20 protein-coding genes and 1 pseudogene are annotated in these 22,524 nt (G+C 63.9%); 10 read left to right on the top strand and 11 right to left on the bottom strand.

Annotated elements, in window-relative coordinates:
• Positions 1-68 precede the first annotated feature (68 nt).
• The 3 genes and pseudogenes from IVB46_RS02910 to IVB46_RS02900 form a co-directional block, all read right to left on the bottom strand.
• Complete coding sequence (locus IVB46_RS02910; RefSeq protein WP_038944930.1) at positions 69-470, bottom strand: nuclear transport factor 2 family protein; 402 nt, start codon at positions 468-470, stop codon at positions 69-71.
• A gap of 21 nt (positions 471-491) precedes the next feature.
• Positions 492-1,213: pseudogene (gene mddA / locus IVB46_RS02905) on the bottom strand (methanethiol S-methyltransferase).
• Between the two features lie 110 nt (positions 1,214-1,323).
• Positions 1,324-1,587: a DUF1127 domain-containing protein gene (locus IVB46_RS02900; RefSeq protein ID WP_247309548.1), complete on the bottom strand. Its 264-nt coding sequence runs from the start codon at positions 1,585-1,587 to the stop codon at positions 1,324-1,326.
• A 152-nt stretch (positions 1,588-1,739) separates the two neighbouring features.
• Between IVB46_RS02900 and IVB46_RS02895 the strand changes: the two genes are divergently transcribed.
• Both IVB46_RS02895 and IVB46_RS02890 read left to right on the top strand, forming a co-directional pair.
• Positions 1,740-3,356 carry an alpha/beta hydrolase gene (locus IVB46_RS02895; RefSeq protein ID WP_247309549.1) on the top strand — a complete coding sequence of 539 codons (1,617 nt, stop codon included), beginning with the start codon at positions 1,740-1,742 and terminating at the stop codon, positions 3,354-3,356.
• 1,077 nt (positions 3,357-4,433) lie between these two features.
• On the top strand, positions 4,434-6,896 hold the full coding sequence (locus IVB46_RS02890; protein WP_247309551.1) for an EAL domain-containing protein: 2,463 nt from the start codon (positions 4,434-4,436) through the stop codon (positions 6,894-6,896).
• Here the strand turns inward: IVB46_RS02890 and IVB46_RS02885 are convergent.
• The 3 genes from IVB46_RS02885 to thrS form a co-directional block, all read right to left on the bottom strand.
• Entirely contained in the window at positions 6,882-8,141 is a 1,260-nt protein-coding gene (locus IVB46_RS02885) for a serine hydrolase domain-containing protein (RefSeq protein WP_247309553.1), read from the bottom strand. The two genes, IVB46_RS02890 and IVB46_RS02885, sit on opposite strands and share 15 nt — an antisense overlap.
• Positions 8,142-8,204: 63 nt before the next feature.
• Positions 8,205-8,768 (bottom strand): nitroreductase, encoded by a 564-nt coding sequence (locus IVB46_RS02880; RefSeq protein ID WP_028154760.1) that lies wholly within the window; start codon positions 8,766-8,768, stop codon positions 8,205-8,207.
• A gap of 93 nt (positions 8,769-8,861) precedes the next feature.
• Positions 8,862-10,904 carry a threonine--tRNA ligase gene (gene thrS, locus IVB46_RS02875; RefSeq protein ID WP_071912667.1) on the bottom strand — a complete coding sequence of 681 codons (2,043 nt, stop codon included), beginning with the start codon at positions 10,902-10,904 and terminating at the stop codon, positions 8,862-8,864.
• Between the two features lie 185 nt (positions 10,905-11,089).
• Between thrS and IVB46_RS02870 the strand changes: the two genes are divergently transcribed.
• Positions 11,090-12,265, top strand: a complete 1,176-nt coding sequence (locus IVB46_RS02870; protein ID WP_247309555.1) for an MFS transporter — start codon at positions 11,090-11,092, stop codon at positions 12,263-12,265.
• A 91-nt stretch (positions 12,266-12,356) separates the two neighbouring features.
• Positions 12,357-12,734 (top strand): hypothetical protein, encoded by a 378-nt coding sequence (locus tag IVB46_RS02865; protein WP_247309557.1) that lies wholly within the window; start codon positions 12,357-12,359, stop codon positions 12,732-12,734.
• 60 nt (positions 12,735-12,794) lie between these two features.
• Here the strand turns inward: IVB46_RS02865 and IVB46_RS02860 are convergent, their stop codons facing one another.
• Both IVB46_RS02860 and IVB46_RS02855 read right to left on the bottom strand, forming a co-directional pair.
• Entirely contained in the window at positions 12,795-13,121 is a 327-nt protein-coding gene (locus tag IVB46_RS02860) for a GrlR family regulatory protein (protein WP_063982511.1), read from the bottom strand.
• A 168-nt stretch (positions 13,122-13,289) separates the two neighbouring features.
• Positions 13,290-14,615 (bottom strand): alpha/beta hydrolase, encoded by a 1,326-nt coding sequence (locus IVB46_RS02855; RefSeq protein WP_247309560.1) that lies wholly within the window; start codon positions 14,613-14,615, stop codon positions 13,290-13,292.
• Between the two features lie 329 nt (positions 14,616-14,944).
• Here IVB46_RS02855 and IVB46_RS02850 point away from each other — a divergent pair, with 329 nt between their 5' ends.
• Together IVB46_RS02850 and IVB46_RS02845 are read left to right on the top strand one after the other, a co-directional pair.
• A complete protein-coding gene (locus tag IVB46_RS02850; RefSeq protein WP_247309562.1) occupies positions 14,945-16,312 on the top strand; it encodes an APC family permease in 1,368 nt (455 codons plus the stop codon).
• 2 nt (positions 16,313-16,314) lie between these two features.
• The gene (locus tag IVB46_RS02845; RefSeq protein WP_247309563.1) at positions 16,315-17,529 is read left to right on the top strand and encodes a hypothetical protein; all 1,215 of its coding nucleotides are present in this window, start codon (positions 16,315-16,317) and stop codon (positions 17,527-17,529) included.
• 128 nt (positions 17,530-17,657) lie between these two features.
• Here the strand turns inward: IVB46_RS02845 and IVB46_RS45040 are convergent, their stop codons facing one another.
• Entirely contained in the window at positions 17,658-17,867 is a 210-nt protein-coding gene (locus tag IVB46_RS45040) for a hypothetical protein (protein ID WP_085405563.1), read from the bottom strand.
• 101 nt (positions 17,868-17,968) lie between these two features.
• Complete coding sequence (gene yidD / locus IVB46_RS02840) at positions 17,969-18,307, bottom strand: membrane protein insertion efficiency factor YidD (RefSeq protein ID WP_247309565.1); 339 nt, start codon at positions 18,305-18,307, stop codon at positions 17,969-17,971.
• Positions 18,308-18,555: 248 nt separating this feature from the next.
• Between yidD and IVB46_RS02835 the strand changes: the two genes are divergently transcribed.
• Positions 18,556-19,452, top strand: a complete 897-nt coding sequence (locus IVB46_RS02835; RefSeq protein WP_247309567.1) for a hypothetical protein — start codon at positions 18,556-18,558, stop codon at positions 19,450-19,452.
• A 49-nt stretch (positions 19,453-19,501) separates the two neighbouring features.
• On the opposite strand, the gene IVB46_RS02830 is transcribed toward IVB46_RS02835, so the two are convergent.
• Complete coding sequence (locus tag IVB46_RS02830) at positions 19,502-19,957, bottom strand: iron-sulfur cluster assembly scaffold protein (RefSeq protein ID WP_247309570.1); 456 nt, start codon at positions 19,955-19,957, stop codon at positions 19,502-19,504.
• Between the two features lie 240 nt (positions 19,958-20,197).
• On the opposite strand from IVB46_RS02830, the gene folE reads away from it, so the two are divergent.
• From folE to IVB46_RS02815, 3 genes are all read left to right on the top strand, one after another.
• Entirely contained in the window at positions 20,198-20,890 is a 693-nt protein-coding gene (folE, locus tag IVB46_RS02825) for a GTP cyclohydrolase I FolE (protein ID WP_063982517.1), read from the top strand.
• A 45-nt stretch (positions 20,891-20,935) separates the two neighbouring features.
• Positions 20,936-21,358 (top strand): phosphoribosyl-AMP cyclohydrolase, encoded by a 423-nt coding sequence (hisI, locus tag IVB46_RS02820; RefSeq protein WP_247309571.1) that lies wholly within the window; start codon positions 20,936-20,938, stop codon positions 21,356-21,358.
• 140 nt (positions 21,359-21,498) lie between these two features.
• Positions 21,499-22,518: a lytic transglycosylase domain-containing protein gene (locus IVB46_RS02815; RefSeq protein ID WP_247309572.1), complete on the top strand. Its 1,020-nt coding sequence runs from the start codon at positions 21,499-21,501 to the stop codon at positions 22,516-22,518.
• Positions 22,519-22,524: the final 6 nt, after the last annotated feature.

The raw sequence follows: 22,524 nt of genomic DNA, 5'->3' as shown, positions 1-22,524 counted from the left end.
GGCCTGCAGGGTGGATTAGCCTTTCGGCCGTGCGAAGCGCAGTCGACAGGCGTAACTCACCCTACGGACTAGATTCGCTCGAAACAATCGTAGTTGCGAATCCTGAAGATCAGCCCGTCACGGAATTCGAAGAACTGCGCAAAACGGGCGCGCATAGTGTCGCCGGGAGCAAGCTTGCCGACGCCGACCGCCAGTGTTGCAGTCCAGATCGTCTCCATCACCACGCAATTGCCTGACGCAAGGGCGTTGACGATTTCGAACGATTGCGAGGCAAGGATGTAACGGGATCTGTCGTAAGACGCTCGCAAGTTGATGAAATCGCGCACTGCGCCCTGCGGCAGGAGAAGATTTGGAAATTCCTCCTGCACGATATCATCGGCATAAAAGGCCTCGACGGTCTGGCGGGGCTTCGCCGCGGCGACTGCCGCGACGAAGGCTTTTGCACGATCGATCAAATCCTGTCCGGTCACGATGGTGCCTTTCCAATCTGTTCAGAAAAGGCCCGGCAACAGCATCGCGACGCGCTTCCGATACTTTCGGTACTCGTCGCCGAAGAGCGCCACCAGATCGCGCTCCTCGAGCCAGATGCCGACGAAGATATAGGCCGTTGTCACTGATGCGAACATCAGGTGTCCGAGCGTCATCACCGGCGTCGACCAGAAGGCGATGATGAACCCCAGATAGATCGGGTGGCGGATGAGGCGATACAGGCCCGGCGTCTTGAACTTGACGGGCGCGGTGAGCCGGCCGGCGAAATGGCTGATAACCTGTGTCAAGCCGAACAGTTCGAAATGGCTGATGAGGAATGTGCTGTAGAGCACAATCAGCCAGCCCAGGAACTCGCCCGCAATCACGGGCCCGGCCAAGGGAGAGACTCGATGTTCCAGATGACCGTCGGAATCGGTTGCCATTGCCAGAACAGCAGCAAGAGCGTCAGGCTTGCCAGCAGCACGTAGCTGGAGCGCTCGATGACCGGCGAAGCGAAGCGCGCGAACAGCCGCTTGAACCCCTGCCGCGCCATGCCGCTATGCTGAACCGCGAAGGTCGATAGCAACAGCAGATTGATGGCGAGCGCGTTGGTTAGCGAGGTCGGCGCGCCGGTGTCGATGGTCTTGGGCACGATATATTGCGTGACGAAGCCGATGGCATAGAGGAACGTGCCCAGAAAGATCAAATAGGCACTGGTCCCGTAGACGAGGGCCGCGGACTTCATCGCCAGCGCGAAGGGGCGAGTGGGTGCTGTACCTGGCCCGTTTTGAATCGTGATAGACATCATCTTCTCCTGGTCTTTGGCGAGGATCGAATTGAACTGATGTGGTCGTCTCACGCCTGCCGGAAGCGGCTCCATCGAGAGCGTGCAGCGCGTTCGATGAGGTCATCGAACGGGCCGCGATAGAGACCCACATCCTTCAACGCCCGGTCGTCCAGCGGGCGCAGCGCGGCGAGCGCCGCCCGGCGCTCGTGATGGGCAATGGCGGCGGCGATCCAACCGTTCAGCAGGCGCCGGAACCTCGCGAAAAGCAGCGGAATGCCTCGGCGCCCGAAGGGCGCCGCGAGCCTTGATGTGGATAGGGAAATCAGGGTCACGTGTTTGTGCCTTTTCAAATGTGCGCCGGGTAGCGCGTTGTCTCCTTTCTAGAGGACGGCGGTGAGCGGCTCGTCAGGGCAGGCGTGAAAAAACCGTCAAAAACGCGGTCGAGGCTGCTAGAATTGCGCCATTTGATGCCGAGAGGGTGGGAATGCCGCGGTTGACCTTGCTGGGTTCGTTTTCCATGGACCGGGGCGGGCCGGTCACCTTGCGCAACAAGAAGGCGCAGGCCCTCGTGGCATTTCTGGCCATGAACCCTGGGGTCGTCCATGTTCGTGAGCGGCTTGCGGCGTTGCTCTGGCCCGACAGTCACGAGGACGCGGCGCGACAAAGCTTGCGCCAATGCATCAGCATGCTGCGACATGATTGCGCCGAGCTGCCGTTGTCCGCCGATCACGACCTGCTTGGCTTCGATATCGGCGCCGTCACGACCGACGTCGTCGAATTCAAGGATGCGGTATCCGATCCGTCCATCGCCAATTTGAAACGTGCAGCGGAGTTGTATCGCGGCCCCTTTCTCGAGGGACTGAACGCGCGGTCCGATCTTTTCGACGAGTGGTTATTGGGCGAGCGGACCCGGTTGCGCGCCGTCGCCACCTCTGCCTTCCATACGCTGCTGCAGGAATTACAGCTTATCGGCGCACGGGAGGAGGCGATCGCGTTGGCGCTCCGTTTGTTGGCGATCGATCCGTTGCAGGAAGAGGTGGATCGCGCCTTGATGCGGCTCTACTCCGAGCAGGGGCAGACCGCGTTGGCGTTGCGGCAATACAAGCGCTGCGAGGCGATCCTGCGCAAAGAGCTCAACGTCGAGCCGGATCAGGAGACGAGGGCGCTCTACCAGCAACTCCTGCGACATCGGTCGCAGCATCGGGTGCCGCCCGGGGATGTGGCCGCCGCTGAGCCGGCGGCTTCGCCGAGGCAGCTCAAGCAGAACGTTCGAACCTGCACCGCGCGCGACGGGGTGCGCATCGCCTATGCGTCGGTCGGCGCCGGGCCACCGCTGGTGAAGGCCGCCAATTGGCTCAATCATCTGGAATTCGACTTTGCGAGCCCGGTCTGGCAGCACTGGATCGAGGCGTTGAGCCGCGACAACACGTTCCTGCGCTACGACGAACGCGGTACGGGCTTGTCGGACTGGGATGTCTTCGACATCTCCTTCGACGCTTTCGTGCGTGATCTCGAGACGGTCGTCGATGCGGCGGGGCTCGAGCGTTTTCCCCTGCTTGGCATTTCTCAGGGCTGCGCGATCTCGATAGCCTACGCCGTGAAGCACCCGGAGCGTGTCAGTCATCTCGTTCTTTATGGCGGATACGCAAAGGGTTGGCGCCATCAGGACCCGTCAAACGTGGCCCGCCGGGAGGCATTGACAACTCTGGTCCTCGAGGGGTGGGGGCAAGAAAGTCCGGTGTTTCGCCAGATATTCACGTCCCTCTTCATTCCTGAAGCAAATGCCGAGCAGGCGCAGTGGTTCAACGATCTGCAGCGGATTACGACGTCGCCGCAGAACGCCTTCAAGCTTACGAATATCTTCGGCGAAATCGATGTGCGGCATCTGCTGCAGGATGTACGAACGCCGACCCTGGTGTTGCACGCTCGTGCCGACGCGAGCGTAAAGTTCACGGAGGGGCAGGAACTCGCTGCTCGGATTAAAGGCGCAACATTCGTTCCGCTCGAGAGTCCCAATCATATCTTGCTGGGGACCGAGCCGGCCTGGTCGGTATTTCTGGACAGTGTAAGAAGGTTTCTCGCGCCCGATCGCTGTCGGTGATCGTGCTTACCGAGTTTTGCCCGACGGGCAAAACACCGAACTCAGGGCAGAACGCTGTCAATCACCTTCAACGAAAATAATTCGCTTTATAAGAATTCGGAAACGGCGTATATGTTGCCTCACTTCGGCCCAAGGAAGAGGGGCGTATCGCGATCGTCACGAACGCGGGCCGGGCGGCGGTGGACGTGGGCCACACTGGTGCGAAGGTGATCGCAGGGCGGGCAGCCGTGAGCGAAGCACGTCGCACGCACGACCGGTGTGATCCGCGTACGGCCAAATCGTGTCGTCCTGGCGCCCGGGGTCTGTGCGCCAAGTCTTGTGGTGGTGCGTGTTGCCCAGCCGGGCGCGCATCAGCCATCTGCAAGGCGACGGGGGCAATAGTGCATCGCTCCCCGGGGAGAGCACGACATACGCCGTTCCAACCACTGCGCAGGGAAGGCCGGGATGTCCTGGCTACACCTGTATGCCGCTGTGCAGATTTCTCACCACAATTTCGCACAGTGGACCTCGGGTGCCAGCGGGCTCCCGGTCTTCCCTGCGCCCTCTTTCATTTGAGGGTGAGGCGATCAGGCAAAGCTCGGGCGAAATGCGCCGCGAGGATGCGAGCCCATGTCATTCACTCAACGACACTCTCGTGCCCCGGACGCTGCGCAGCACGAAGTGATGCGCTGCAGAGCCGGGGCCCATGCGTCAGCGTGTTGTGTCACCTGCTGGGTCCCGGCTCTGCGCCGCACCGCTACGCGCTGCGTCGCGTCCGGGACACGAGAGAGGCGGGCGCAGCTCCTGCGCACTCCGTCATTGCGAGCGCAGCGAAGCAATCCGGAATCTTTCCGCGGCGGCAGTCTGGATTGCTTCGCTGCGCTCGCAATGACGAGGATGAAGCAGCTGTGCGCCATAACTTCACTCTCACGCGCACGCATCGCATTTTAGGCAACCGTCATAGTCTCTAACGCGCACTAACCAACACCTGACTTAAAACTGTCATAATCGCCGAATGGAACCCGCGGCTGCGTCCTTTTTACACGGCATTAAGCGCGGCTGCATTGGATGCCCTGGGAAAGTGCGTTGGGGACTGCAATGACTGCCGCGAAGAAGATGCCGGGAAAACCGGCCGCCGAAATGTTTGACGACATCCCGGTGCTTCAACGCAAATGGCGTGCCGCGTTGAAGCCGGGCGAACGGCTGCCGCGCTATGAGGACGTGATGCTTGGGAGCCTCGGACGGCTCGCCGACCACATCGCGCTGCTGAAGAATGATGGCGCGCTCGAATTGTCGCGCAGCGGGCGTTACGTGCAGAAATGGCTCGGCGAGGAGCGCTGGGATATCCCGGTCGCCGAGCTCTCGCCCGATTGCGCCACGGCGCTGTCGGAAGCTGTGACGAGCGCGCTCGAGAACGGACGTCCGCATCAGGGCAGCGCGCATTGCGTGCGTGACGGCATGGTCCGGACCTACGATGTGCTGGCGTTGCCGACCGCCTCGCGCTGGGGCGCCACGCTGGTTGGCGCCTACATCAACGAGCGCGGCGCGCAATACAATCTCTTGGACGCGATCTTCTCGTCGACCGATGACGCCGTGGTTTCGCTGGCGACGCTGCGCGATGCCGCAGGCAAGCCGTTCGATCTCCAGATCGTGCACCACAACAAGAGCGCCGGAGCGCTGCTGAAAGCCGCGAGCGCGGGCCTGTTGTGGCGGCGGATCGGCGAGGGGAATACGCTATTGGCCTCGCCCGAAATCATGGACTTCCTGCTCAAGGTCGTCTCCGGCGGCCGCGGCGAGCAGCTCGAGATCGAGGAGGACGGACGTTACCTTCGGCTCAGTGCCACCGCCTTCGCCGATCTGGTCTCGTTGACGATCTCCGACGTCACCGCGTTGAAGCGGCGCGACGCCTCGTTTCGCCTGCTGTTCGACAACAACCCGATGCCGATGTGGGTGTTCGAGGCACAGACCAAGGAATTTCTCAGCGTCAACGATGCCGCGGTCCAGCACTACGGCTACAGCCGCGCCACCTTTCTGCGGATGAAGCTGCACGAGATCTGGCCCGAGGACGAGTGGGACAGCCACGCCGAGGCGCTCGAACGCATCGGCGACACCTATCACTCCTCGCGCAACTGGCGCCATTTGTGCGCCGACGGCAGCGAGATCGAGGTGCTCACTTTCGGCCGCCGCGTCGCCTTCGACGATCGCGACGGCTATCTGGTCGCGGTGGTCGACATCACGGAGCGGCGCAAGGCCGAGGCGCGGATCGCCCACATGGCGCACCATGACGGGCTCACCGATCTGCCGAACCGCGAACATTTCCAGCAGTGCTTGAAGCAGGCGCTCGACCAGGCCGGCGGAAAACGGGTCGGCGTGCTCTATATCGATCTCGACCTGTTCAAGAACATCAACGATTCCTTCGGGCATCCGGTGGGGGATCGCCTGCTGAAGCAAGTTGCCGAACGTCTCACCACCGCGGTGCGCGGCGGCAATCTCGCGGCCCGGCTTGGCGGCGACGAGTTCGCCGTGATCCTGGCAGCCGACGTCTCGCCGAACGAAGCCAGCGCCTGCGCGACCTTGCTGATCGACATGCTGAAGGCGCCCTACGATCTCGACGGCCAGGAGATGGTGATCGGCGCCAGCATCGGCATCGCGCTGTCGCCCGGCGACGGCACGACGTCGGAGGAGTTGATGCGCAATGCCGACATGGCGCTGTACCGGGCGAAGTCCGACGGCGGCGGCGTGCACCATTTCTTCGAGCGCGAGATGGACCTCCAGGCGCAGAAGCGCCGCGACATGGAGCTCGATCTGCGTCGCGCCTTCGCCAATGGCGAGTTCGAGCTGCATTACCAGCCGCTGGTGTCGATCGCGTCCGACCGCATCTCCGGCTTCGAATCGCTGTTGCGCTGGCGTCATCCTGACAAGGGCATGATCTCGCCAGCGGAATTCATTCCGGTCGCCGAGGACATCGGCCTCATCACCCAGCTCGGCGAGTGGGTGCTGCGCGAGGCCTGCGCGGAGGCGGTGAAATGGCCTGTCGACGTCAAGGTCGCGGTCAATCTGTCGCCGGCGCAATTCCGCAGCCGCAACCTGGTCCAGGTCGTGATTTCCGCGCTTGCGCAGTCCGGCCTGTCGCCGAAGCGACTCGAGCTCGAGATCACCGAGTCGATCTTCCTGGCGGAGACCGATGCCAATCTTGCGATCCTGCATCAATTGCGCGAGCTCGGCGTCAGCATCTCCATGGATGATTTCGGCACCGGCTATTCGAGCCTGAGCTATCTCCGTAGCTTCCCGTTCGACAAGATCAAGATCGACCGTTCGTTTGTGAAGGATCTGGCGCAGCGGCCCGATTGCGTCGCGATCGTGCGCGCGATCTCCGGCCTCGGCCGCAGCCTCAACATCACCACGACGGCTGAAGGCGTCGAGACCGAGGATCAGCTCGACTGGCTGCGCGCCGAAGGCTGCAACGAGGTGCAGGGGTTTCTGTTCAGCGCGGCGCGGCCCGCCGCCGAGATCGCAAAGCTGCTGGCCGATTTCGGCCAGCGCGCCTCACGGGCGGCGTAGCCCTTCGGGATAGCAGCCGTAGACCAGTTCCTTGAAGGCGGGCGTGATGCGGCTGCGCTCGTTCTGGGTCTGCTGCATCAAGAGGTAGACCATGTCGAGCTTGGGATCGACGCCGAAATAGGTGCCGCTGCCTGAGTCCCATTTCAATTCGCCGATCGATCCGGCCGGCGGCGGCTTCGCATTGCCGGGATCGGTGCGTACACCGATGCCGTAGCCATAGCCAAAACCGTCGCCCGGGAAATAGAAATAGTCGCGCCCCACGCCGGAGCCGGGCCCGACGTGATCGGTCGTCATGGCCTTGAACACGGCGGGGCTGAGGTAACGCTTGCCCTCGAACTCGCCGCCATTGAGCAGCATCTGCGAGAAGCGCTGATAGTCGGTGATGGTCGAGAGTAGCCCGCCGCCGCCGGATTCCCATTCGGGATGGTCGAGGCGGTCGCGCTCGCCGGCGAGCAGGACCGGGTCGCTCGGCAGCGGCCGCGCCATCCGGGCGCGCTCCTCCGGCGTTTTCAGCACGAATTTGGTGCTGCTCATTCCGAGCGGATCGAGAATGCGCTGCTTGAGGAATTCATACAGCGTCTGGCCCGAGATGATCTCGATAACGGCGCCGAGCACGTCGGTGGAATGGCCGTAGCGCCACAGCGTTCCGGGCTGGCGCGTGAGCGGCAGCTTGGCGATGCGGTCGGCGAATTGCCTGTTGTTGAAGGGCCCCTCGAAAATATCGGCGGCCTGGTAAACCTGCATCACCCATGGAGCGCCGATATAGTCGTAGCTGATGCCCGAGGTTTGCCGCAGCAGATCCTCGATGTTGACAGGACGGATCGGCGGCTCGAGTTCGACCTTCGAGGTGCCCTCCGGCTCCAAGCCTACCTTGGTGTCGGCGAAGAGCGGGACGTATTTCGACACGGGGTCGGCGAGCGCGAGCTTGCCCTCGTCGATCAGCATCATCGCGCCCAGGCACGTGATCGGCTTGGTCATGGAGTGGATGGCGAAGATCGTGTCCGGCGTCATCGCAAGGCCGGTCCTGGTGTCGCGCACGCCGAAGTTCTTCAGATAGACCGGCTTGCCGTGCTGCTGCACCAGGACCACCGCGCCCGGCAGGCGGCCAAGCGTCACCTCGTTGTCAAAATACGCGGTGATGCGCTCAAGTCCGTCGGCCGACGGGGCAGGGATGTCGGCGGAGCGGCTGCGCCCCATCGTGCCGGCCAGCAGCGCGGCCCCGACCAGAAATTCACGACGCTTCATCCGGGCTTCCTCCCTCGCCGGGATCAAAGCCGCAAGACGTCGGAGGCGTCAACAAGGCATCGATTAAAAACGCGTCACGATTTCCGAAAGGAACGGCCGCGGACGGTCTTCGCTGGGCTTGGTCGGCGTGCCGATATGGACGAGGCCGGCGAGCTTTTCGTCCGGCTTGAGGCCGAGGCCGTCCAGCACGTCGCGATCGAAGGCGAACCAGCCGGTCAGCCAGCAGGCGCCGTAGCCGAGCGCGGTCGCGGCCGTGACAATGTTCATGACGCTGGCGCCGGCCGACAATTCCTGCTCGAACGCCGGCACCTTCGGATGCGGCTTGGTGAAGCTGACGATACCGATCACCAGCGGCGCGTCGGTGAGGCGTTTGCGCTCGGTCTCGATGTTCGCCGCCGGCGCGTCCGGATTCTTGCGGGCAAAGACCGTCGCGATGACCTCGCCGGCCCGCTCGCGGGCGTCACCCTCGAAAATGATGAAGCGCCAGGGCGCGAGCTTGCCGTGGTCGGGCACGCGCGCACCGATGGTGAGGATGGTTTCGAGCTCGGCGGGGGAGGGGCCGGGCCCGGTCATCTCGCGCGGCTTGACCGAGCGACGGGTTTTCAGGAGTTCGATGGCGTCGGGCACTGCGATGTCCTCTTCGGCTGGTCGTCGGGCGTGCCATGCCGAGATAAGCATGCACGCCCGCAACCGAAAGCGAGTTTAGATCGATTTCAGGGATCAGGCCGCGTCGCGCGCCCGCCGGACGTCCGGTGGGGTGGCCTCGTCGACGAGGGCGGCGAGCGCCTCCACCGTCGTCATCACCTTCTGGCCGTCGCTGCCGAGCCGGCGGACGGAGACCGACTGCGTCTCGGCCTCCTTCTTGCCGCACACGAGCAGCGCCGGAATCTTGGCCAGCGAGTGCTCGCGGACCTTGTAGTTGATCTTCTCGTTGCGCAGGTCGATCTCGGCCCGAAGCCCCGCGCGCCGGACCTGTTCCAGCACCTGCTTGGCATACTCGTCGGCCTCCGAGGTGATGGTGGTGACCACCACCTGCACCGGGGACAGCCAGAGCGGGAAATTGCCGGCATAGTGCTCGATCAGGATGCCGATGAAGCGCTCCATCGAGCCGCAGATCGCGCGGTGCACCATCACCGGCGCCTTCTTGCCGCTGTCATGGTCGATGTAGAACGCACCGAACCGCTCCGGCAGGTTGAAGTCGACTTGCGTGGTGCCGCACTGCCAGTCGCGGCCGATGGCGTCGCGCAGCACATATTCGAACTTCGGCCCGTAGAAGGCGCCTTCGCCCGGATTGATCTCGGTCTTGATGTGATTGTTCTGCGACTGGATCTCGCGCAGCACCGTCGCCATCACGCGCTCGGCGTGATCCCACATCGCATCGGTGCCGACGCGCTTCTCGGGCCGGGTCGAGAGCTTCACCGTGAGATCGCCGGTGAAGCCGAAGTCGGCGTAGGTCGACAGGATCAGGTCGTTGATCTTGAGGCACTCGTCGGCGAGCTGGTCTTCCATGCAGAAGACGTGCGCGTCGTCCTGGGTGAAGCCGCGCACGCGCATCAGGCCGTGCATGGCGCCGGAGGGCTCATAGCGATGCACCACGCCGAACTCGGCGAGGCGCAACGGCAGGTCGCGGTAGCTCTTCAGGCCGTGCTTGAAGATCTGCACGTGGCCGGGGCAGTTCATCGGCTTCAGCGCAAACCAGCGCTTGTCTTCGGCCTCGTCGCCGGCCGACTGCGCTGCGAACATGTTCTCGCGATACCAGCCCCAATGGCCCGAGGTCTCCCACAAGGACTTGTCGAGGATCTGCGGCGCATTGACCTCGCTGTAGTCGCCGGCGAGGCGCCGGCGCATATAGGCGATCAGCTGCTGGAAGATGGTCCAGCCCTTGGCGTGCCAGAACACGACGCCCGGACCTTCTTCCTGGAAGTGGAAGAGGTCGAGCTCGCGCCCGAGCTTGCGATGGTCGCGCTTTTCGGCTTCCTCGATCTGCTTCAGATAAGCGTCGAGGTCCTCCTGCTTCGCGAACGCCGTGCCGTAGATGCGGGTCAGCATCGGGTTGTTGCTGTCGCCGCGCCAATAGGCGCCGGCCACCTTCATCAGCTTGAAGGCGTTGCCGACCTTGCCGGTCGAGGTCATGTGCGGGCCGCGGCAGAGATCGAACCAGTCGCCCTGGTAGTAGATCTTGATCGGCTCGTTGCCGGGAATGGCGTCGACCAGCTCGACCTTGAACGCCTCGCCCTTGTCGCGGAACACCTGCTTGGTCTTCTCGCGATCCCAGACTTCCTTGGTGAAGGGTTTGTCGCGCGCGATGATCTCGCGCATCTTCTTCTCGATCGCGGCAAAGTCTTCCGGCGTGAACGGCTCGTTGCGGAAGAAGTCGTAGTAGAAGCCGTTCTCGATCACGGGACCGATGGTGACTTGCGTGCCGGGCCACAGCGTCTGCACGGCTTCGGCGAGCACGTGGGCGCAGTCGTGGCGGATCAGCTCGAGCGCGCGCGGATCGTCGCGGTTGATCAGCTCGATCTTGGCATCGGCTTCGATGGGATCGTCGAGGTCGGCGACCACGCCGTCGAGCGCCATCGCGACCGTGCGCTTGGCCAGCGACGGCGAAATGCCCTTGGCGATCTCGAGGCCGGTGATGCTCTTGGCGTATTCGCGCCGGGCGCCGTCGGGGAAGGTGAGGGTGATCTTTTCGGGCGGGGTCACGGGTCTCAGATTGCTGAGGCTGTATTGAAAGCCGGATTCGGATTTGGGCTGGTCGGTCATGCTTTTCTCCTGAGGCTCACTCCTGCGAACGAGCGCAGGTAAGCGGGAACGAGCGATATATCAGGCGATTCGGCCTGTGCAATCCGGCATTTCCAAGAAAGTGGCGCGCAAAAGCCGGGGCCGTGAACCAACTATTTCGTGCGATACCCTTTCAATGGCCGCAGGCCCGCTCTACATGCATTTGCATGGAAAATTCGCCTGCTGCCGGCCGTTTCACGCCAACCACCCTGATGCTCGGCAATCTCGTCACCGGTTGCTCGGTGCTGGCGCCGGCGGGCATGCTGCCGGAATTGTCGACCGGGCTCGGTATCACCATCCATGCCGCGGGGCTCCTGATCACCTTCGGCGCGATTACGCTGTGCATCGGCTCGCCGCTGACGGCGTGGCTGACCAGCCGCATCGAGCGGCGGACGCTGCTTGCGACCACGCTTGCGGTGCTCGCCCTTGGCAATCTCGCCTCGGCATTTGCCCCTGACTACACAAGTCTCCTCATCATTCGCCTGCTGATGCTGGCGGTCGGCGCGCTCTACACGCCGCAGGCTGCGGGCACGGCGGCGCTGATCGTGCCGGTGGAGCGGCGGGGCAGCACCATCGCCTACATCTTTCTCGGCTGGTCGTTAGCTGCGGCCGTCGGTCTCCCGCTGATTACTTTCATCGCCAGCCGCTACGGCTGGCGCGCGGCCTATGGCGGGATCGGCGCGCTCGGCTGCATCAGCTTCCTGTTGTTGCTGCTGCGCCTGCCGGCGGGCCTGAAGGGCACGCCGGTGGACCTGAAGACGTGGAGCGCGGTCGGCCGCAGCAGGACGATCCTGCTGCTGCTTGCGATCACGATGCTGCAAATGTCCGGGCAGTTCGTGGTGTTCACCTTCATGGGTCCGCTGCTCAAGAAGCTGACCGAGGCGAGCCCGGATGCAATCGGCATGGTGTTCGGCGTCTACGGTGTTTGCGGCTTCCTCGGCGTCGTCATCGCGACCCGCATCGTCGACACCTGGGGGCCCTATCGGACGTCGTTGCTGTTCACCTGCCTGCTGCTTGCAGGCATCACCGGCTGGGCGCTCGGCGCGGGGAGCCTGGTGTTGATGGCGCTCGCGGTCGCGATCTGGGGCCTCGGCTTTGCCTCGACCAATTCGATGCAGCAAGTGCGGCTGGTCGCGGCTGCGCCGCCGCTCGCATCGGCGACCGTCGCGCTCAACACCTCCGTCCTCTATGTCGGCCAGGCTGTCGGCTCCGCCATCGGCGGGCTGCTGTTCGCCCGCGAACTGCTGCATCCGCTTGGTTTCGTCGCGGTCGGCTTCGTCGTCCTGGCGCTGATCCTCGTGGTTCTGACCCGGCCCCGGCCGGCTGCTGCCACCACGGCCTGAAGGGTGCGTTTTCCTATGCGCAAGGTGCTTGGCAAACCACGCGCGGGAGCGCTAGAAGGCGAGGCATGGGGACCAAAGAGAGTTGACTGACATGAGGATGATTCTGGCGGTTGCCGCGGTGCTCTATTCAGCCTCCGCGTTTGCACAAACCGACAAGCCACCCATGGTGGGGGACAAGCCGCTGGTGCAGGTCACGCCCAAAGGGACCAAAGAGGCCGCGGCCAAGCCGGCCGCAGCGCCGAAGGGCAAGCCGCAGTCGATCGCGGCACGGCTCCAGGCCTGCCTCGACCTCGATGACGGCACCAAGGACCGCCTCAACTGCTACGACGCCGTGATCGCGCCGGCGCCGAAGCCGAAACCGGCGAAGGCCAAGGGCTACGCCGATTGCCGCTTCTTCAAGGAAGAGGACGAGCGGCTGGCCTGCTTCAACGGCTTTGCCGAGAGCATTCCGAAGCTGCCCAAGACCTGAAGATCAAGACCTGACCATCAAGACCTGAAGATCAAGAGCCGAGGTCTGGAAGCCGGACGGCTAGTCGCTGATCCGGCTCAGCACGGCCCTGAAGGCAACGCCCGGCACTTGCAGCGCGGTGCCTTCGAATTCCGCCGTGTCGCCGTCCTCACGGCCGGCCAGCGTCAGCGTGATCCTGTCGTGCCCGAACAGCGGCTTGAAGGACGGATCGTCGTTGTAGCGCTGGGTCGAAATCTTGACCTTGATGCTGTCGCCTTCCCCGACGTAGGTCCCGATGAAAGCGAAGGCGGAATTGCCGCCGCGCATCTTGCCATCCGTCACATAGACGACGCCGCAGCCGGTTCCATGAACCGTGTGGAAGTCGACCTTGTACAGTCCCTGACGCACCGTCTGTCCCCGCAGAATTCAAGCTAAAACTTGGCCGGCAAATTATGAGCGTTGCCAGCGGAAGCAATCCGGTGGCTCCCGGGGATGTCGGCCATCAACATCACATTTTGATCATAGCCTGCGGCAATTGCGGGCAGCGCGGCCAAATGCCGGCGCGCGCAATATCGGCTAGCGGCTCGATGCGGCCGGATTGGTGGACGCAACGCGCGTCAGCGCCAACGACGGCGTCGCCGACATCTTCACCAGCACGTCCTTGAGCGGGTCCCGGGTCCAGGCGCGCGTCACATAATCACGATGCGTGATCCCGTCGCCGGTTTCGACGAACACCACGCTGCCGGGACGGAGCGGGCCGTCCATGTCCTCGGAGACGCTGATGCCCTTTTGCCGCAACATGCTCATCAGCTCGCGGTCGCGCCGCGCGGTGTAGCGGGTGTAGGAGCTGACGAAGAAGCCGGAGCGGTGGCTCTCGATCCAGGAGGCGAACTTGTCCATTTCGCCGTAGACGGCATCGAGCAGGACGACGCCGCGGACGCGGTCGCTGATGCCGCCGACCTCGAGGCTCCAGGCCGTCGGCAGGAAGCCGCCGCTATAGCCGACGATCACGATCGGCATGTTGGCGAAGGCGCGGGCGTTGTTGGGATCGCCGGTGAGCCGGGCCAGATGGGCCGCCGACTCTTCCATGAAGCGCTTGAGGCCGCCCGCCTGCCAGAACTTGCCGGCGCTGGAATCGGCGGCATCGACCGCCATCTGCGGCGCCAGCAGGATGGCGTTGGCGCCGGAATCGGTGACCTGCTGCGGTACGAGTTGGCGGTCGCGCACGTCGCGCTCCAGCGTTGCGCCGTTGCCGTGGAAGAACACCACGATCACGCCCGGCTTGCGCACGTCGAAATGCTCGGGCACGTGCATCAGCACGCGGCTGTCGCTGTAAGTCTCGTCCTGCCAGTAGACGCGCCCGGAATAGCTGCGGTGGCCGCGGCGATCGCCCTTGGAGATGTTGAGGAATGGCGCGTCGGAGGCGGGGTTGTTGCCAAAATAGGGGAAGGCCGACGATTTCATGCTGACGAGTGTCGTCAGGTCTTCGCGTGCCGGACGCTGGTAGGGGACCTGCGGTGCGAGTGAGGCGACCTTGTACGGCGCCTGCTCCGGCTGAGGCTGCTGCTGGACGGCGCGTTTGGGCGAGAAGTCCGACATCTGCCGTTGCAGAAGACTCTCGCTCGCCGACGGGAAGCGCTCCTTGAATTGCGGAGCGGGGAAGCGATCTTCGAACGTGTCGCTGCTTGCGACCTGAGGATTGGTCTTCGCTACGATTTGGACGTTAGCCTGCGAGTTCGCCGCGAGCGCCGCCGGGTTGGGAGCCCTGCCGCATTGAACCAGCGTGAGCGACAGCGGCACCAAGGCTGAGACCAGCGCGATCCGGCGCGCACCACTGCGCGCGCCGGACAGCGTCCGATCAGCACGAATGTCAGCTCTCAATTTCGGAGCGGCCCCGACCATCCACCCATGACCCCAAGTCATGTCCACAAGCCCAGCGGCAATATTCAAGCTAATTGAGCCGACTGGCGTTTAGGCGACGTTAAGTGTCCGGAGAAACTTCCCCAAATCCGGAATGCTCAAGGGGACCATGCAATCGTGTCCTGATTGTGGGGGTGCGAAACGGGATTCTCAGGTGTTTACGGGGCTTTGTTGCCTAGGATCGTGCACAAAAGGTGCCGCAATACCGATTCCATGCGCCTCATTTAACCCTTGTTAACCCTGCTTGAATTGACTGGACCAGACTGCACGATGCTCTCCACGACACGTGACGCCTGAGGTTGAGGACCCCGATGACGGCATCAGATGCGGGACCCGCGCCCTGGACCGGCCGGCTGACGGGGAGCGGGCCGGGGGTCTCCGTTCTGGTCGCAACCGCCATCGTCGTTGCCGACATGATCGGGGTCGGCGTCTTCACCAGCCTCGGCTTCCAGGTCAAGGACATCCCGTCCGGCTTCTCGATCCTGTTGCTCTGGACCATCGGCGGCATCGTCGCGCTGTGCGGGGTGTTCTCCTACAGCGAGCTCGGCGCCATGTTTCCGCGCTCGAGCGGCGAGTACAATTTCCTCGGCCGCGCCTATCATCCCGCCTTCGGTTTTCTCGCCGGCTGGGTCTCGGCGACGGTTGGCTTCGCAGCGCCTGTCGCGCTTGCGGCGATGGCGTTCGGCGAATACGCGAAATCGGTCGTCCCCGATCTGCCGCCGATCCCGCTTGCCATCGGCGTGGTGTGGCTGGTCTCGATCGTGCAATTGACCGGCGTCAGGCACTCCTCGACCTTCCAGCTGATCTCGACCATCCTCAAGGTCGTGCTGATCGTCGCCTTCCTGCTCGCCGGCTTCGTCATCGGCACGCCGCAGCCGATTGTCTTCACGCCGCAGCCGGGTGATCTCGCGCATATCGTCAGCGCGCCCTTCGCGATCGGCCTCGTCTTCGTGATGTACTCGTTCTCGGGCTGGAATGCCGCGACCTACATCATCGGCGAGATGAACATGCCGCAACGCGATCTGCCGCGCGCGCTGCTCGCGGGCACGATGATCGTGCTGGTTCTGTACGTCGCGCTGAATGCGGTGTTTCTCTACTCGACGCCGGTCGGTGCGCTGGCCGGCCAGCTCGACGTTGCCAGCGTCGCCGGCAGCGCGATCTTCGGCAGCCTTGGCGGCCGGATCGTCGGTGCGATGATCTGCGTCGGCCTGATCTCCTCGATCAGCGCGATGATGTGGATCGGCCCGCGCGTGATGATGACGATGGGCGAGGACATTCCGGCCCTGCGCGTGTTCTCGAAGCGATCGGTGAGCGGCGCGCCGGCCTATGCCATCCTGTTTCAGCTTGCCGTCGCCAATCTGCTGCTGTTCACGCGCAGCTTCGAGGCGGTGCTCGACTTCATCCAGTTCGCGCTGCTGTTCTGTTCGTTCTTCACAGTCGCCGGCGTCGTCAAGCTGCGCATCACCGATCCCGACCTGCCGCGGCCCTATCGCGCCTGGGGATACCCGTTCACGCCGCTCGTTTTCCTGCTCGTGACCGCGTTCATGATGTACTACCTGTTGACCGAGCGGCCGGTGCAGTCGCTGGCGGGGATGCTGCTCATGCTCTCGGGCCTGTTGATCTATGCTGTTTTCCGCAGGCGGCCGGTCGCCGCTGGTACGTCATCACACCGCGAATAGACATGTTTCGACCCATGAGAATTGCGGCCGTCGCTCTTGCCCTGCTGGCCGCGGCCGTCTCGTCTGCACGTGCCGCCGACGTCACCTTCGATGATACCGCGCGCTTTCTCGCGGGCATGCAGCCTTCGCCGGACTCGCCGCTGGTGCCGCTCACCAAAGACCCGGGCTGGCAGCGCCACGCAAAATTCTTCGACGGCGCCTTCGCCCAGCTCGAGCAGCGGCAGCTCTCGAAGATCCGCAATTGGGCCGACGTCAATCTGGCCGCGCCCCGGCCGACCATGTTCTACTTGTTCAGCGGCCCCGACTTCCTCTACGCCGATGCGTTCTACTCCAAGGCCAGCACCTACGTGCTCGGCGCGCTGGAGCCGGTCGGCGCGGTGCCTGACTTGACGCGGCTGCCGCGCGGCTCGGTCGGTGCCGCGCTCTACAATGTCGAGCGTTCGCTCGGCTCGATCCTGAACTTCTCCTTCTTCATCACCAAGCACATGAAGGTCGACCTGCACGCCAACCAGGTCAACGGCACGTTGCCGATCCTCTATGTCTTCCTCGCGCGCTCCGGCAAGACCATCCGCAATGTCGAGATGATCGCGCTCGACGACAAGGGCGGGGTGCATACGGGAGGCGACAATCCGGGACGGAACGCGACGCGCGGTGTCCGCATCACCTTTGCCGGAAGCGACGGCGAGGCGCGCACGCTGTACTATTTCTCGACCGATCTCTCCAATGCCAGCGCGCGCAACACGGGATTTCTGAAATTCTGCGAGACGCTCGGGCCCGGCAACAGCCTGCTCAAGAGCGCGTCCTATCTCCTGCACAAGGGCGACTTCTCCGTCGCTCGCAACTGGCTGCTGGCCAACAGCGCGACCATCATCCAGGACGATTCCGGCATTCCGCTTGCGAACTACAATGCGCAACAGTGGCGGTTCTTCCCGTTCGGCCGCTATCTCGGACCGATCGACGAATTCCCCGGCCGCTACCAGGAGCGCTACGCCGAACTGTTCACGCGCGCCCAGCCGATCGATTTCGGCGTCGGCTATCGCTGGCGGACGCATGAATCGAACTTGCTGCTGTCGGTGAGGGTGCCGGGAAGCGAGACGGCGCCGGCTGCGGAGACCACCTCGTCCGCCGAGCCGTCGCCAAAGCCGCCGCGTCCGAAGCGGCTGCGTCCGCCCGAGTCGATCCCGCCACCGCACGGGCGCTTTTTCTGGTTTCGTTAGGTTGCCTGTTGAGGCGGGTGTCACGCGCTCCGGGCGATGACAACCAGCCGTACGAACGCGAACGCCATCTGATGATATGTCGCCAAACCCGGTGCAGATCGGTTGGTGCTCGATCTCTAACGTCCAGCCTACCAGTGCACGCTCTGGCTCGGCACGATGAAGGCCGTGGTGCTCGGCGCCGTGGCAAGGCTCGTTGCCAGATACCAGCCGGAGCCGACCACGAGCGCCAGCAGCGCAATGATGGCAATCATGTCGAGGGTTCTGGGGTCGTGATGCCCTCTGGAACCAGGATGTGGACCAAGCCTGAAGTGAAAATGAGGGCTGATTTTCCAGCGCATTCTTGTTTCCTCCCGTAGGAGCATCACAACAACGCGAGGGGGGAAGTTCCGGTTCCATTCAAGGCAGCGATGCGCGAAGCGCCGCGGCGTTCCTGGTGATATCAGGACGCGTTGACGCCGCGCCAGCGGCCGTAGCGCCAGGGTAGATACCAGCGCGCGCCTTGCGGTGCGGTGAGGGGCACGTTGTCGATTCCCGATGTGCCGAAAGGATTGCAGCGAAGCAATCGCGCGAGCGTCATCCAGCCGCCGGCCCACAGGCCGAACCGTTCGATCGCCTCGTCGCCATAGACGGAGCAGGTCGGCAGGTGCCGGCAATTGTAGCCGACCAGCGGCGAGAGCGTGTGGCGGTAGAGCCAGATCAGTGCGCGGCCGAATCGGCGCGGGAGCCGGAGCGCGCCCTCGATGGGAGTGGAACAGTGCTCGCAGGTTGAATGCTTCATGGGCGCTGTGCTGCGATCGTGAGCTAGGTATTGCGCGGTTCCGGCGCAGGGAACCGCAAGTTGTTGTTTCTGCGCCATATTTCCCGTGCTTTTTGGGAGCAGTGCAGCAAGTACCTGTGGACGATCTGTATTCCCCCGGATACCATTTTTATGACGACCGTGTGTAGAAACATACGCCCGTATGATGGACTCAGAGGGCGCTACCGAGGACTGTTGGGGAACCTTTGGGGCTTGGGGAAGGAACCAGATTGAGACTTCTGAACTCCCTCGACCGTCGCGGCTGGTTGTTGCTTGGGGCAGCCGCGCTTGGCGCCGCGCTCTTCGGAGCTGTCGCCACGACCGGCACAACGGCTCATGCCGGCGCCGCCCTCGAAGAGCGCAAGCTGCCGATGAAGTTCAACTGGGTCGCCTGCGACCCGAACTGCCGCGGCTGGGTCAGCGCGGTCGGCATCATCACCGCTGATACGCCGAGGGATTTCGAGGAATTTTCGCGGGGACGCCAGCTTGGCGGTGCGACCGTGGTGCTCGACTCCAGCGGCGGTTCCGTCAACGACGCGATCACGCTCGGCCGGCGCTTCCGCAATCTTGGACTTTCGACCACCGTCGGCATCAGCGTTCAGAACCGCAGCGGGCAGTCGGCCCGTCCGGCGGTTGCGCCCGAAGCCTATTGCGAATCCATGTGCGTGTTCCTGCTGCTGGCCGGCAAGAAGCGCTACGTGCCGGAAGCAGCTCACGTCCGGGTCCACCAGATCTGGATGGGCGATCGTGCCGACGATGCCAAGGCGGCGAGCTACAGCGCGCAGGACCTGATGATCGTGGAGCGCGACATCGGCCGGCTCGCCAAATACACGTTCGATATGGGCGGCGCCGGCGACCTGCTCTCGCTCGCGCTCAGCGTGCCGCCGTGGGAAGATCTGCACGAGCTGGATGTTGGCGAGCTGAAGCTTACCAATCTCGTCACCACCAATCTGGTGGCCGACGTGCTGCCGCATGTGGACGTCGCGGCGCCCGCGGTGGCGGAACTTGCACCGAAGACCCAGGCGAGGTTCGGCGCGGAAGCGGAGCCGCAGCCCGTCAAGTCGACCAAGACGGCGGAAGCCGTGGTGCCGACCGGTGCGGCGCAAAGCGCAGGCTCGCAGAAGTAGGATTTCCCTGATCGTCATTCCGGCGCGCGCCGGAATGACCTCGACCAAATCAGCCCTGCGCCGTGGCCGGCTGCTTGGCTTTCGCCTCGATCTGGCCGATGGCATCGACCACGGCATCGAAGGTCAGGAGGGTCGAGGCGTGTCGCGCCTTGTAGTCGCGGACCGGCTCGAGGAATTTGATCTCTTCCCATTTGCCTTCAGGAGGCGCGCCGTTCTCCTTGAGCATCTTGCGAACGGTTTCGCGTAACTCGCGGAGTTCGCTCGCAGTCGAGCCGACGACGCGACTTGCCATGATGGATGAAGAGGCTTGTCCGAGGGCACAGGCCTTCACGTCATGGGCGAAGTCGGTGACCTTGTCGCCCTCCATCTTGAGGTCGATCTTCACGGTCGAGCCGCACAATTTGGAGTGGGCGGTGGCGGTGGCGTCGGGGTCCGGCAGCCGTCCGAGGCGTGGAATATTCCCGGCCAGTTCGATGATCCGCTTGTTATAGATGTCGTTCAGCATGTGATGGAGTCCAACACTTCCGCACCGGATCGGCCTTGGCGGGCGCCGTCCACGGTCCTATATAGGGGCGGAACTGGCGGAAAAACAGTCCAGCGGTGCGGCACAGCGGTCCAGACCTGCGCTGCCAGCGTGATGACCCAAGGGCCTTTTTCGTCAAAACTGTTCTCTTCAGGCGTCCGGCGGCTTGCCGCCCCGTCTGCCGGTGACACTCCGGCCGTTAGGCCGTCGAACGGAGTAGACATGGACGCTACGATCAAATCCATCCGCCCGGGCAAGCCCTCCGACCGCCAGCCCGAGAGCCGCCCGGCTGAGCTCGACCCTGCCGAATTCCTCGCGGCCGCCGTCCGCGCCGACCAGCCGCGCCCCGCGCGCGCAGAGGCGGAAGCGGCGGTGAAGACGCTGCTCGCCTATATCGGCGAGAACACCGCGCGCGAAGGCTTGCTCGACACGCCGCGCCGTGTGGTCGAGGCCTTTGACGAGCTCTATCAGGGCTACCACCAGTGCCCGGCCGAGGTGCTCGACCGCACCTTCGGCGAGACGGCCGGCTATGACGACTTCGTGCTGGTGCGCGACATCGAGTTCACCTCGCAGTGCGAGCATCACATGATGCCGTTCTACGGCAAGGCGCACATCGCCTATACGCCGGTGGAACGCGTCGTCGGCCTGTCGAAGCTTGCGCGCCTGACCGACATCTTCGCCCGCAGGCTCCAGACCCAGGAGCACATGACGGCGCAGATCGCGGCGGCTATCGACGAGATCCTCAAGCCCCGCGGCGTTGCCGTGCTGATCGAGGCCGAGCATACCTGCATGTCGGTGCGCGGCGTTGCCAAGCATGGTGCCTCGACCTTCACCAGCCGCTTCACAGGCATGTTCCGCGACAATCCGGCGGAGCAAGCTCGTTTCCTGTCCCTGGTGCGAGGCACGACGCGCTGACCTCGCGAAGGTCTATGTTCGCGTCATGCTCTAGCGAGGACGCCCGTGTCCGCTCACTCCCATGAGATCGAGGAAGGCCTCGCTTTCCTGCCGAAGTTCGACGCCGCCGGCCTCGTGACCTGCGTGGCGACCGACGTCGCCACCGGTGACGTGCTCATGGTCGCGCACATGAACGACGAGGCGCTGCGCAAGACGATTGCGACCGGCGAGGCCTGGTACTTCAGCCGATCGCGCAATGCCTTGTGGCGAAAAGGTGAGACGTCGGGTCAGACCCAGCGCGTGATCGAGATCCGCACCGATTGCGACCAGGACGCGGTCTGGATCCGTGTCGAGCAGATCGGCGCGGCCTGCCACACCGGCCGCCGGTCCTGCTTTTACCGCAAGGTCGACGCCGAGGGCGGCGGCGCCAAGCTGGTCTTCATCGATGCGGACAGGTTGTTCGATCCGGACGCCGTCTACAAGAAATAGCCGGCCGTCACCCCGAGTTCGGGCCGCAATGACGGCGAGCGGCCAGATTAACCCCGCATTAACCATACCTGTCCCACGGTGAGACGACAGGCGCCGAATTGCCGGCGTCGCTCAACGCCGCACGGGGCGGGCACTCCATCATGTCGGTCGACAATTCCAGTGCCTCTCAGACGACGGGTCTCGATCCGTCGCGGGCACGCGTCGCCGGCGCGGTCAAGCAGGTCTCCAACCGGACGGGCGTCAGCTTCCAGTACATGCTGACCACCGCCAAGATGGAATCGGATTTCGATCCGACGGCGGGAGCCACCACGTCGTCCGCGCACGGGCTCTACCAGTTCATCGACCAGACCTGGCTTGGTACGGTGAAGGAGGCGGGCACCCAGCTCGGCTATGGCAATTATTCCGACGCCATCACCAGGACGTCGTCGGGCAGCTACGCTGTCGATGATCCCGCCATGAAGCGGTCGATCATGAAGCTGCGCGACGATCCGGAAGCCGCCTCCACCATGGCCGCAGCGCTGACGCAGTCGAACAGTTTCAAGCTGACCGGCCTGCTCGGCCGCAGGCCGTCTGACAGCGAACTCTACATGGCGCATTTCATGGGTGTCGGCGGCGCCGCAAAGCTGATTGCCAATGCCGAGGACAATCCGCAAGCGGTCGGTGCGCGGCTGTTCCCGAACGCGGCCTCCGCCAACCGCTCGATCTTCTACGCCAGGGACGGCCGCGCACGCAGCGTCTCCGAGGTCTATTCGGTGCTCGACTCGCGCTACGCCAGCGCGGCGAATTCGAAGACGACCCGCAGCGCAATGGCGATGTATGGCGACTCGCCATCCACGACGCAGGTCGCAAGTGCCAACGGCGTGCAGCCCACCGCGCCTGTCATCGACAACGCCGCTTATCTGCAGACCTTTCCGGAGGCGCGCGGCGTGACGCCGGTGAGTGCGACGTCGTCGTCAACGGCTGCGGACAACACGCCGATCACGCCCGCATTCCGCTCGATCTATCAGCCCGGCGATACCACGCAGCCGGTTTCGACCACGGTGCAGAAATTGTGGGGCAACAACGCCTCGCTTGCTTCGATCGCATCGGCGACGCCTGACGTGCGCCCGCCGCAACCGCTCGATCTTTTCAGCGATCGCAGCGGTACGTTCTCGAGCTGATCGTTG

Origin of the sequence: Bradyrhizobium sp. 61 (assembly GCF_023073075.1) — a bacterium.
Lineage (GTDB): Bacteria > Pseudomonadota > Alphaproteobacteria > Rhizobiales > Xanthobacteraceae > Bradyrhizobium > Bradyrhizobium barranii.
Note: the sequence above shows the minus strand (reverse complement) of the source record. Positions and strands in the feature narration are given on the sequence as shown.